The following is an 11115-nucleotide window of genomic DNA, read 5'->3' on the forward strand; positions in this document are numbered from 1 at the left end:
GTCACGCAGATCGGGCAACGACGGCACCGGCCGTGAAATGCCGAGATGCGCGCTTCGGCGCCCTCCAGCGCTCTCCCCGGACGAACCAGGCTGCAATTGGTTCAGCTGCTGCTCAAAGTTCGCTTGCAGATTCGCGCCGTCCCCCTGTTGCCCTACGTGCATGCCGGTATTCTGCCGTGCGAAGCCTGGCGCAGACGGGTTCAATTGCCGAGGATTGAACTGAGAACCATCCATACCGCTCTCCATCGAAAATATTGATTGCTCGCAAGTCTGCGCAGACAGGCTCAGATCAAAGCCTCAGCGGCGAATGGTTGAGTCAGACGCCAACGACACGCTATCGCAATTAGCTGTCGAGAAGCTGACCAGTCAGGAAAAACGCGCGTCCATAGGCCTCCATTTTCTAAGCAGGTTCGGGATAGCACCCTTTCGGGCGCGGATATCTGGCGGTCGAACAGCTTGGTTCCTGTCATTGCACCCTCACCCTTCCCTTGCGTCGCCTACCGCGGGTGTCGCGTTTGGCATAGTTTTGTGTAAGTGCGAAGACCGCACGGGTACGCGGTTGACGCTCGGCGCCGCATAGTCCACGTTTATTAAATCGGTTTAGCTCCTCGCATACCGCATCTGACGTTCTGGAACATGCACGACCAGGCAAGACTGACCAAAAAGAGCGCCGCCCGGAAGGGCCGCGACATCAATGTGGACTTGATCGCGGTGGTTGCTGCCGTGACCGACCGCGAGCCTTGCGTGCTCACCGTCGGGCAGCAGGATGCGCTGCCCTCCGGTCCGTTCGAGCTCACTCACCGTTCGCTGCAGTCGGGCCTGCGGGATTGGGTCGAACAACAGACCAGCCATCCGCTCGGTTACATCGAGCAGCTCTATACCTTCGCCGACCGCGACCGAATCAGCACTGGGCGCGAGCAGCGCAACATCTCCATCAGCTATCTCGCGCTGAGCCGTCAGGAAGCTATGGCGGTATCGCGCAAGTCCCGCTGGAAAAGTTGGTATGAGTATTTTCCCTGGGAAGACCATCGATCCGGCCCGCCGGAGGCGCTGAGTGTCTTGCGGCCGCGCCTGATGGCTTGGGCGAAGGGCGCCAGCGATGCAGCCGCGCGGCGCGAACGCCGCCAGCGCGCCGCGATCGCCTTCGCCTTCGACGATCGTACCTGGAACGAGGACCTCACGCTCCAGCGCTACGAGCTGCTCTATGAAGCCGCGCTGGTCGAAGAGGCCGATGGCGGGCCGAAGGCAACTCTGCCGGCCGCAGTGTCAGGCAAGGCGATGGTCGCCGACCATCGCCGCATCCTGGCGACGGGCATCGCGCGGCTGCGCTCCAAGATCAAATACCGGCCGGTCGTCTTCGAGCTCATGCGACCGACCTTCACGCTGCTTCAACTGCAGCGAACCGTCGAGGCGCTGGCTGGCAGGCTCATCAACAAGCCGAACTTCCGCAGGCTGGTTGAACAGCAGGAGCTCGTCGAGGAAACCGGCGAGACGTCCCTCGATACGGGCGGTCGGCCCGCAAAGCTCTATCGCTTCCGCCGCGACGTCCTCGACAACAGTGCTGTCGTTTTGGGGACAAAATTGCCGCTTTCACGGGCTTGACAGCGTTATAGTCAACGTAGATATAAACCGCTTATTGTCACTCGGAATATAAGCGGAGGAGCGGATGACTGGCGCGTTACCTACGGCCGCGTCCCTCTATGAGCGCGTCCGGCGGGTGATCCCGCCTGTCGAATGGCCGGTCTTTGCCGATGACATCGACGCCATCCTTGCGCTAAAGCGCGAGCGCAACGCCGTCATTTTGGCGCACAACTATCAGACGCCCGAGATCTTTCATTGCGTGGCCGACATCGTCGGCGACAGCCTGGCATTGGCCCGTAAGGCAATGACGGTCGACGCTGATGTGATCGTACTCGCCGGCGTGCATTTCATGGCCGAGACGGCAAAACTGCTCAATCCCGACAAAACCGTGCTCATACCGGATCTTGCCGCCGGGTGTTCGCTGGCCGACTCGATCACGGCCGAGGACGTGCGCCTGATGCGGCAGTGCTATCCCGGGGTGCCGGTCATCACCTACGTCAACACATCCGCGGCCGTAAAGGCCGAATCCGACATCTGCTGCACCTCCGGGAATGCGCTGGCAGTAGTGAAATCGCTTGGGGTGCCGCGCGTGATCATGCTGCCCGACGAATATCTGGCAAGGAACATAGCAGCGCAAACAAAGGTCGAAATCATCGCCTGGAAGGGACGCTGCGAGGTGCATGAACGCTTCACGGCAGCCGACATTCGCGAACTTCGGGAGGCGCATCCGGGCGTCACCGTGCTTGCCCATCCCGAATGTCCGCCGGAGGTGGTGGCCGAAGCCGATTTCGCCGGGTCGACGGCGGCTATGTCCGACTATGTCGGGCAGCACAAGCCGGCACGTGTCGTGTTGATGACGGAATGCTCGATGAGCGACAACGTCGCTGTCGAGCATCCGGACGTCGACTTCGTACGTCCCTGCAACCTTTGCCCACATATGAAGCGCATCACGCTCGCCAATATCCGGACCGCGCTCGAACAGAACCGTCACATCGTCACCATCGATCCGCGTGTCGCCGAGCGGGCTCGTTGGGCCGTCGAGCGCATGCTCTGCGTATGACGGCGGACATCCATGACATTCGCGGGGCGCCGGTCATTATCGGCGCGGGTATTGCCGGCCTGATGACGGCGCTGCACCTGGCGCCGCAGCCGGTCATTCTTCTTTCCAGGACGCCGCTTGGAACGGATGCCTCAAGCACGCTCGCCCAGGGCGGGCTCGCAGCCAGCCTGGGTGAGGATGACAGCCCCGAACTACACCTTGCCGATACGCTTGCCGCCGGCGATGGGCTTTGCGATGAAGCGATGGCCAGGCGCGTCGTTGAGGCCATACCTGGAGCCATAGACCAACTCATTCGTCTGGGCGCTCCCTTCGACCGCGCGTTAGACGGAAAACTGCGGCTTGGCCTGGAGGCGGCGCATTCGCGACGCAGGATCGTGCACGCCGCCGGGGATTCGACCGGCCGCGAGCTGTTCCGCGCGCTGCTCGCCGTGGCGCGGCGGACACGTTCGATCACCATCATGGAAGGCATGATGGCCCATCGCCTGGTGGTTGCGGAGGGCAGCATTGTGGGTGTGCTGACTGTGCTGCACACAGGCGTGTTCGCGTTGCCGACGCGCCGTGTGGTGCTTGCGACCGGCGGTATCGGCGGCCTCTTCAGCGACACCACGAACCCGCTTTCGTCTTTCGGGCACGGCCTGGCACTTGCCGCCTGCGCCGGCGCGGAGCTCGCCGATCTCGAATTCGTGCAATTCCACCCGACTGCGCTCGCTACTGCGCGCCGGCCAATGCCCCTGGTCAGCGAGGCGGTGCGTGGCGAAGGCGCGGTGCTGATCGACGAGCACGGCCACCGCTTCCTTGCCGACACGCCCGGGGCCGAGCTCGCCTCGCGCGATGTTGTGGCGCGGGCGATCTCCAATCAGCTCGCAGCTGGGCATCGTGTCTATCTCGACGCCCGGCAATGCCTCGGGCAAAAATTCGCAAAACGCTTTCCGGCGATCGATGCGGCTTGCAAGCAGGCCGGCATCGATCCTGCCGTGGAACCGATCCCGGTGCGTCCCGCGGCCCACTATCACATGGGCGGCGTGGCCGTGGATGCTGAAGGCCGCAGCTCCGTCTCCGGCCTGTGGGCCTGCGGCGAGGTTGCATGCACCGGACTGCATGGCGCCAACCGGCTCGCCAGCAACTCGCTGGCCGAAGCGGTCGCAACAGCGGTTTGGGTGGCCGAGAGCGTGGCGGGCACTTGCGCGGGCTGGCAATGGCCCAGGCTCCCCGCAATCCTTCCACTGCGACCCGACCCTTCATCGATACGCCAAGTCGTCTCCGATGCGCTCGGCATCTTTCGCAATGGCAAGGTGCTGCGCGAGGCGATCTCTACCCTTCTGCCGATTGCCGTTGGCGAGACGGCGGCGGCCGACCCGGCAATGGTGGCGCTGTTAATCGCCATCGCGGCGCTTCGGCGCGAGGAAAGCCGCGGCTCCCACTGCCGATCCGATTTCCCCGGGCGCGATGCTGCCGCCCTCCCCTCGCGACTGACGCTCTGCCCCGCCTTTGAGAATGCCGTCGCCCTCAACTGGCAAGCATCCGAACGGAGCTGTTGATATGACATCCCTTGCACCGCTTCCCCAGATCATCATGGAGCCTATCGTTCGCAACGCCCTTCTGGAGGATCTGGGCAGAGCCGGCGACATCACGAGCGATGCCGTCATCCCTGCCGACTGCAAGGCGACGCTCGCGTTGAATGCCCGGCAGGCCGGCATTGTAGCCGGGCTCGATCTTGTGATGTTTGCCTTCCTCCTCGTCGATCCCGGGATCAGCATGCAATTGCGGTGTCCGGAGGGCGGCAAGATCTCGGCCGGCGAAACCATCGCCATCGTTAACGGGCCGGCGCGCAGCCTGCTGACGGCGGAGCGGACGGCGCTCAATTTCTTGTGCAAGCTGAGCGGCATCGCCACGGCCACAGCCGCACTCGTAAACGCGGTGCGCGGCCATAACGCAAAGATCGTCTGCACGCGAAAGACGACACCGGGCCTGCGTGCGCTGGAGAAATACGCCGTGCGCGCTGGCGGCGGCGCCAATCACCGCTTCGGGCTCGACGACGCCGTGCTCATCAAGGACAACCACATCGCGCTTGCCGGCGACATCCGCACCGCGATCGAGCGGGCGCGCGGCGCCGTTGGCCACACGGTCAAGATCGAGGTCGAGGTCGACACGCTGGACCAGTTGGAGATGGCACTACAAGTCGGCGTTGACGCCGTGCTGCTGGACAACATGTCGGTTGAGGACCTTTCCCAAGCTGTGGCGATGGTCGGGGGCCGCGCGGTGACTGAAGCCTCCGGCCGGATAACGCGGGCGAGCGCTGCGGCCATTGCCGCAACCGGCGTCGACCTCATCTCGGTCGGCTGGCTCACCCACAGCGCTCCGATCCTCGACATCGGCCTTGACATACCGTCCGACCGGAACTGCAACAGGCACCTGAACTGAGGGAGAGGACATGAACCGGGATTGCAGGAACCCCTTTGGTCGCAGACCGACCCGCGTCAGCACGTCCCTAGTTCCACCGGCTGCCGAGGCAAGCCTGCTCGATGCCAGGGGACACGCTTCAACGGCCGAGGCAGGAGCGACGGACCAGCAACGAACAAAAGACCGCGTCGAAGCCCTTGGCCTCATCATCTGCCGGCTCGACGAGATGCGCCAGTTGGCGGCCTCTCATGGGCTGGAGCTTATCGGCTATCTCCTGGATGTCACCTTCACGGAATCCTGTGACGCGATCAGAAGGGAGCGTTCATCTGCTCAAGCCCAAGAAACCACGCGATAGGCGCCGAGACGACCAAGCACCGCGAGACGCGGTGGATTAGGACTGCAAGTCGTTCTGGAGAAAAAAGCATGCGTAGGATCGTCGCCGGCAAGCTCCACGGCATATACGTCACCGAGGCCAAGCTCGACTACCATGGCTCAATCACGCTCGACCCAGATCATTGCGAAGAAGCAGGCATTCTGCCGATGGAATTTGTCGAGATCTGGAATAAGAATTCGGGCGCACGGATCTCGACCTATGTAATCCTCGGCGAGCGCGGGTCGCGCTGCTGCGTCCTCAACGGCGCCGCCGCCCGCACCTGCCAGCCGGGGGACCAGATCATCATCTGCAACTCGGTCTATATCCATGACGTAGAGTTGACTGCGCTGAAACCGCGCGTGCTGACCTTCGACAAAGACAATCGCATCGTTGAGCGCCTGACCTATTCGGTCGAGACGAATGCCGACGGAGGCTACAGCTTCTCCATACTCAACGACGCTGGCAACGCACTCGCCATACCGGCCCTGGTGGGTAGATCATGACGGGCATCACGCCTGTTTCTCTTGCGGGTAGTCCCGGAAGCTTTGAGATGGAGATGGCATGAACGTCGAACTGCAGTTGAATGACGCCTCGGTACCAGCCCGCGCGGCTCCCCCCCGATGGAGCCGGGGAACGGCGCAGGCTGTCTACGACCTGCCGTTCAACGACCTGCTGTTCCGGGCTCAGTCGATCCATCGCGAGAATTTCGATCCCAATCGCGTGCAGCTGTCGCGCCTGCTCTCTATCAAGACCGGCGGCTGCCCCGAGGATTGCGGCTACTGCAGCCAGTCCTCCCATCACCAGTCCGGCCTCAAGGCCTCGAAGCTGATGGAAGTGCAACGTGTCGTGGCCGAAGCCAGGAAGGCGCGCGACGCGGGCGCCACGCGCTATTGCATGGGGGCCGCCTGGCGCAGCCCCAAGGAGCGCGACATGGAAGCCGTGGTCGCCATGGTCGAGGGCGTCAAAGCGCTTGGCATGGAAACCTGCATGACGCTCGGCATGCTCGACCTCGATCAGGCGCAGCGGCTCAAGCAGGCCGGCCTCGACTACTACAATCACAACATTGACACCTCCGAGCGCTACTACGGCGAGGTCATCTCGACACGGACCTTTGCCGACCGGCTGGACACACTTGCCAATGTCCGTGACAGCGGCATGAAAGTCTGCTGCGGCGGCATTGTCGGCATGGGCGAGGAGAAGGCCGACCGCATCGACATGCTGGTCACGCTCGCCAACCTGCCGGAGCCGCCCGATAGCGTGCCGATCAACATGCTGATCCCGATCGAGGGCACGCCGCTCGGCGAGGCCGAACCCATCGAACCGATCGAATTCGTGCGCACCATCGCGCTCGCCCGCATCATGATGCCGAAATCGTTTGTGCGGCTGTCAGCCGGCCGCACGGCAATGAGCGACGAGATGCAGGCGCTGTGCTTCTTTGCCGGCGCCAACTCGATCTTCGTCGGCGACACCTTGCTGACCGCCGAGAACCCGGGCGAGGACAAGGACAGGGCTTTGTTCCGCCGGCTCGGCATCAAGCCGATGGAGCCCGAGGCCAAGTGAGCGGGCGAGCCTTGCTCGACCGCTACAAGGCGACCTTGAGCGGGCTGGCCCGCAAGGATCGATTGCGCACCTTGAGCGCCCCCTCAGGGCTCGACTTCGCCTCCAACGACTATCTCGGCCTGGCACGCTCGAAGCGAATGGCGCAGGCGCTTGCGGCGGCACTCGCAGCCGGCACGCCCGTCGGGGCGACCGGCTCGCGGCTGCTGCGCGGCAACGACCCTGAGCACGAGGCGCTCGAAGCCAAGGCGGCCGGCTTCTTCGGCGCCGAGCGCGCGCTGTTCTTCGGCGGTGGCTATGTCGCCAATTTCGCGCTGCTGACGACCTTGCCCCAAAAGGGCGATCTCATCGTGCTGGACGAACTCATCCATGCCAGTGCGCATGAGGGCGCGCGAGCCGGCCGCGCCGAAGTGGTGGAAGCGACGCACAACGATGCGGGCGCGGTGGACGACGCAATCGTTGCCTGGCGAGCGATGGGTGGGACGGGCCGTTCCTGGATCGTGGTGGAAAGCCTCTACAGCATGGACGGCGACCGGGCCCCCCTCGGTGAACTGATCGCGGTCGCGGATCGCCACGATGCATTCCTGTTCGTCGACGAGGCGCACGCCACCGGCGTCTACGGCCCGAACGGGCGCGGCATGGCGCACGATCTCGAAGGCCGCGACAATGTCGTGGTGCTGCACACCTGCGGCAAGGCGCTGGGCGCATCCGGCGCGCTGGTCACCGCACCAGAAGTGCTTTGCGACTACCTCATCAACCGCTGCCGGCCCTTCATCTACGCCACCGCGCCCTCCCCGCTGATGGCGGTGGCGGCGGCAACGGCGCTCGATATCGTCGCCGACGAGCCGCAGCGCCGTGCGCGGCTGGCGAGCCTCGTCGCGCTTGCCGGCAAAAGGACCGAGGGGCTTGGGTTGCCGGCGGCCGGTTCGCAGATCCTGCCGATCATCGTCGGCGACAATGCAAGCGCCATGGCGTTGGCGCAGACGTTGCAGGCGCGTGGTTTCGACGTACGCGGCATCCGCTCGCCGACTGTGCCAGAAGGCACCGCGAGGCTGCGGATCTCGCTCACATTGAATGTCGGTGAGGCCGACGTTTCGGCGCTGTTCGATGCGCTAGCTGACGAATGGGAGCGCACGCCATGACAGTGCAGATCGTTGTCACCGGCACCGACACCGGCATCGGCAAGACGGTGTTCGCGGCCGGGCTGACCGGCCTGCTTGACGGCATCTACTGGAAGCCGGTGCAGTCGGGCACCTGCGGAGAAACCGACAGCGAAATTGTCGCCCTGCTCGCCGGTCTGCCTGCAGTGCGGGTGCTGCCGGAAGCCTGGCGCCTCCGGCAGCCGCTGTCGCCACATCTGGCCGCTAAATTGGATGGCGTGGAAATCGATGCAGAGGCGCTTGTTCTGCCAAGGACCAACCGGCCGCTCGTCGTCGAAGGCGCCGGCGGGTTGATGGTGCCCCTCAACAGCCGCGCGCTTTACATCGACGTCTTCGCGCGATGGAACGCACCGGTGGTGCTCTGTGCCCGCACCACGCTTGGCACCATCAATCACACGCTGCTTTCCATCGAGGCTCTTCGCGCCCGCTCCATACCGCTGCTCGGAGTGGTGTTTATCGGCGACAGGGTAGTCGACACGCAAAAAACGATCACCGAGATGGGCAAGGTTCGCGTGCTTGGGCGCCTGCCGCGCCTCGAATCCCTAACGCCCGGAACGCTGTCCGCCGCCATGCAGACCTCATTCAATGTCACCGACTTTATGGAGATCCGGCCATGAGCTCCGCTGTCTGGCATCCCTTCACCCAGCATGCCACCGAGCCGGTGCCGCCTACGATCGTGCGCACCGAGGGCGCCTATGTCGAGACGCGCGACGGCAAGCGCATACTCGATGCGATCTCGTCCTGGTGGGTCATCACCCACGGCCATCGTCACCCGAAGATCATGGCCGCGGTTCGGGACGCCACCGAGACACTCGACCAAGTGATCTTTGCCGGCCTCAGCCACGAGCCGGCCGAGCAATTGGCCTCGGCTCTGGTCGACATGACACCCGCGGGACTCGACTGGGTCTTTTATTCCGACAGCGGCTCGACCAGTGTCGAGGTGGCGCTGAAAATGGCGCTCGGCTATTTCCGCAACATCGGTGCGCCGCGCTCGCGGATCGCCGTCATGGAACACGGCTATCACGGCGACACGGTCGGCACGATGAGCGTCGGCGCGCGTGGCGTCTTCAATGCCACATACGAGCCCATGCTGTTCGAGGTCGACAGCATCCCCTTCCCCGCCGCAGGACACGAGCAGAAAACGCTCGACGCCTTCGAGCGGCTGGCGCGCGACCGCAAAGTAGCCGCGCTGATCGTCGAGCCGCTGGTGCTTGGCGCCGGCGGCATGCTGATGTATCCGGCTCCAGTTCTCGCCGAACTCAAGCGCATAGCCGAGCGCTCCGATACACTTTTCATCGCCGATGAAGTCATGACCGGCTGGGGCCGCGCCGGCACCTTGTTCGCCTGCGAACAGGCGGCGGTCGCGCCCGACATATTGTGCACTTCCAAGGGGCTGACTGGCGGCTCGCTGCCGCTTGCGGCCACACTCGCCACCGACGCGATCTTCCGCGCGCATTATTCCAGCGACCGGTCCAGGACATTCTTCCATTCGAGCTCCTACACGGCGAACCCGATCGCCTGCGCGGCAGCGCTGGCAAATGTCGGCATCTGGAATGACGAGCCCGTTGCGGAGCGTGTGGCGGCGCTATCTCGGATGCAGGCGGAGAAAGTCGCCCGGTTCAGCCAGGATCCTCGTTTCGAGAACGTGCGCACGACCGGCACGATCGCCGCGCTCGACCTCCGTTCCGGCCGTGCCGGCTATCTCGCCGAGGTCGGCCCAAAGCTGCGCGCCTTCTTCCTCGAGCGCGGATTGCTGGTGAGACCACTCGGCAATGTCATCTACGTGCTGCCGCCCTATTGCGTGACATCGGATGAACTCGACCGACTCTACGCGGCGATAGACGAGGCAGCCGAGCTTGCTGGCACCGGCCGATGAACCGCACGGCGCGTATAGCAGGCCTTGGCCATCACGTGCCGGCGCGAAAAGTCGGCAATGCCGAGATCGAGACAAGCCTCGGGCTGGAGGCAGGCTGGATCGAGGGGCGCACCGGCATCCGCTCGCGTTTTTGGGCGGAGCCGGGCGACACGCTTTCCGGACTGGCGACAAAGGCCGGCGACATGGCGCTCGAGACAGCCGGTATCGATCGCAAGGACATCGGCCTGTTGCTGCTGGCTACTTCGACGCCTGATCATCTGCTGCCGCCGAGCGCGCCATTGGTGGCGCACAGGCTCGGCGTTAACAACGCCGGCGGGGTCGACCTGGCGGGCGCCTGCGCGGGATTCATCTATGCGATGAACTTCGCCGATGGCTTCGTGCGCCTGCACAACAAGCCGGCCATCGTCATCGCCGCCAACATATTGAGCCGCCGGATCAATCCGGCCGAGCGGGCAAGCGCCGTGCTGTTTGCCGATGCCGCAGGGGCAGTGGTACTCGATCCTTCCGCGGACCCTGGTCACGGCATACTGGGCTCCTCGCTTGCCTCGGATGGCGCTTCTTATGGCCTGATCCATATTCCGGCGGGCGGCAGCAACCGTCCGTTTTCTGATGAAACTGATATCGCCGAAACGTGCATGACTATCGTGAATGGCCGCGAGGTCTTCGTCAAAGCCGTCGAGATGATGAGCCGCTGCTCCAGGCAGGCGCTGCTGGCAGCTAGCCTCGCAGCGTCAGACGTCGATCGCTTTGTGCCTCACCAGGCAAACGCCCGCATTTTCGACGCGGTCGGCCAGGTTCTAGGCATTGAGGATGAGCGCATCGTCAAGACCATCGCCGACTATGGCAACTCGTCAGCCGCAACCATCCCGCTGTCGCTGTCAATCGCGCACAGCGCCAATCCGATTCAGCCGGGCAAGAAACTACTGCTGGCGGCGGCCGGTGCCGGCCTTGCCGGTGGGGCATTGGTGGTTGGTTTCTGAACAGGCCGCCTGCCAGTCCAGTGCTTCGCCCGCCCAGCAATCTCACCTTCGCGAACTCACCTGCCTGCAGGGGAATCGGGTGAGTTAATTTTCAGGAGATGAGGCTGACGAGAAAGTCCTCGTTCCAT

General features: G+C 64.0%; 12 protein-coding genes. 11 read left to right on the top strand and 1 reads right to left on the bottom strand.

The annotated features are described in order from the left end of the window. Positions 1 to 234 (bottom strand): hypothetical protein (locus ACWGTO_RS31845; RefSeq protein WP_454578712.1); only part of this gene is annotated, 234 nt, incomplete at its 3' end. A 402-nt stretch (positions 235 to 636) separates the two neighbouring features. Between ACWGTO_RS31845 and ACWGTO_RS31850 the strand changes: the two genes are divergently transcribed. The 11 genes from ACWGTO_RS31850 to ACWGTO_RS31900 all read left to right on the top strand — a co-directional run bounded on the left by ACWGTO_RS31850 (position 637) and on the right by ACWGTO_RS31900 (position 10987). Continuing rightward, the gene (locus tag ACWGTO_RS31850; RefSeq protein WP_454578713.1) at positions 637 to 1602 is read left to right on the top strand and encodes an NUDIX hydrolase; all 966 of its coding nucleotides are present in this window, start codon (positions 637 to 639) and stop codon (positions 1600 to 1602) included. Between the two features lie 64 nt (positions 1603 to 1666). Continuing rightward, entirely contained in the window at positions 1667 to 2641 is a 975-nt protein-coding gene (nadA, locus tag ACWGTO_RS31855) for a quinolinate synthase NadA (protein ID WP_454578714.1), read from the top strand. Continuing rightward, positions 2638 to 4179, top strand: a complete 1542-nt coding sequence (locus ACWGTO_RS31860) for an L-aspartate oxidase (protein ID WP_454578715.1) — start codon at positions 2638 to 2640, stop codon at positions 4177 to 4179. Before nadA ends, ACWGTO_RS31860 begins: the two co-directional genes overlap by 4 nt. 1 nt (position 4180) lies before the next feature. Then, positions 4181 to 5062 (top strand): carboxylating nicotinate-nucleotide diphosphorylase, encoded by an 882-nt coding sequence (gene nadC, locus ACWGTO_RS31865; protein WP_454578716.1) that lies wholly within the window; start codon positions 4181 to 4183, stop codon positions 5060 to 5062. Between the two features lie 10 nt (positions 5063 to 5072). Then, positions 5073 to 5396 carry a hypothetical protein gene (locus tag ACWGTO_RS31870; RefSeq protein ID WP_454578717.1) on the top strand — a complete coding sequence of 108 codons (324 nt, stop codon included), beginning with the start codon at positions 5073 to 5075 and terminating at the stop codon, positions 5394 to 5396. Between the two features lie 68 nt (positions 5397 to 5464). Further along, positions 5465 to 5917 carry an aspartate 1-decarboxylase gene (gene panD / locus ACWGTO_RS31875; RefSeq protein ID WP_454578718.1) on the top strand — a complete coding sequence of 151 codons (453 nt, stop codon included), beginning with the start codon at positions 5465 to 5467 and terminating at the stop codon, positions 5915 to 5917. Positions 5918 to 5975: 58 nt separating this feature from the next. Beyond that, entirely contained in the window at positions 5976 to 6974 is a 999-nt protein-coding gene (bioB, locus tag ACWGTO_RS31880) for a biotin synthase BioB (protein ID WP_454578719.1), read from the top strand. Next, positions 6971 to 8113, top strand: coding sequence for an 8-amino-7-oxononanoate synthase (locus tag ACWGTO_RS31885; protein ID WP_454578720.1), 1143 nt, complete (start codon positions 6971 to 6973; stop codon positions 8111 to 8113). Before bioB ends, ACWGTO_RS31885 begins: the two co-directional genes overlap by 4 nt. Beyond that, positions 8110 to 8748 (top strand): dethiobiotin synthase, encoded by a 639-nt coding sequence (bioD, locus tag ACWGTO_RS31890; protein WP_454578721.1) that lies wholly within the window; start codon positions 8110 to 8112, stop codon positions 8746 to 8748. Before ACWGTO_RS31885 ends, bioD begins: the two co-directional genes overlap by 4 nt. Continuing rightward, complete coding sequence (locus ACWGTO_RS31895; RefSeq protein WP_454578722.1) at positions 8745 to 10007, top strand: adenosylmethionine--8-amino-7-oxononanoate transaminase; 1263 nt, start codon at positions 8745 to 8747, stop codon at positions 10005 to 10007. Before bioD ends, ACWGTO_RS31895 begins: the two co-directional genes overlap by 4 nt. Then, positions 10004 to 10987: a beta-ketoacyl-ACP synthase III gene (locus tag ACWGTO_RS31900; protein ID WP_454578723.1), complete on the top strand. Its 984-nt coding sequence runs from the start codon at positions 10004 to 10006 to the stop codon at positions 10985 to 10987. Before ACWGTO_RS31895 ends, ACWGTO_RS31900 begins: the two co-directional genes overlap by 4 nt. The last annotated feature ends 128 nt before the right edge of the window (positions 10988 to 11115 follow it).

It is taken from the genome of Mesorhizobium sp. PL10, from assembly GCF_053714315.1.

Bases quoted from the DNA above. Each gene is read 5' to 3' on its own strand.
- ACWGTO_RS31850 (WP_454578713.1), top strand. From the start codon at position 637: ATGCACGACCAGGCAAGACTGACCAAAAAGAGCGCCGCCCGGAAGGGC.
- bioB (WP_454578719.1), top strand. From the start codon at position 5,976: ATGAACGTCGAACTGCAGTTGAATGACGCCTCGGTACCAGCCCGCGCG.
- ACWGTO_RS31870 (WP_454578717.1), top strand. From the start codon at position 5,073: ATGAACCGGGATTGCAGGAACCCCTTTGGTCGCAGACCGACCCGCGTC.
- bioD (WP_454578721.1), top strand. From the start codon at position 8,110: ATGACAGTGCAGATCGTTGTCACCGGCACCGACACCGGCATCGGCAAG.
- ACWGTO_RS31895 (WP_454578722.1), top strand. From the start codon at position 8,745: ATGAGCTCCGCTGTCTGGCATCCCTTCACCCAGCATGCCACCGAGCCG.
- panD (WP_454578718.1), top strand. From the start codon at position 5,465: ATGCGTAGGATCGTCGCCGGCAAGCTCCACGGCATATACGTCACCGAG.
- ACWGTO_RS31900 (WP_454578723.1), top strand. From the start codon at position 10,004: ATGAACCGCACGGCGCGTATAGCAGGCCTTGGCCATCACGTGCCGGCG.
- ACWGTO_RS31860 (WP_454578715.1), top strand. From the start codon at position 2,638: ATGACGGCGGACATCCATGACATTCGCGGGGCGCCGGTCATTATCGGC.
- nadC (WP_454578716.1), top strand. From the start codon at position 4,181: ATGACATCCCTTGCACCGCTTCCCCAGATCATCATGGAGCCTATCGTT.
- nadA (WP_454578714.1), top strand. From the start codon at position 1,667: ATGACTGGCGCGTTACCTACGGCCGCGTCCCTCTATGAGCGCGTCCGG.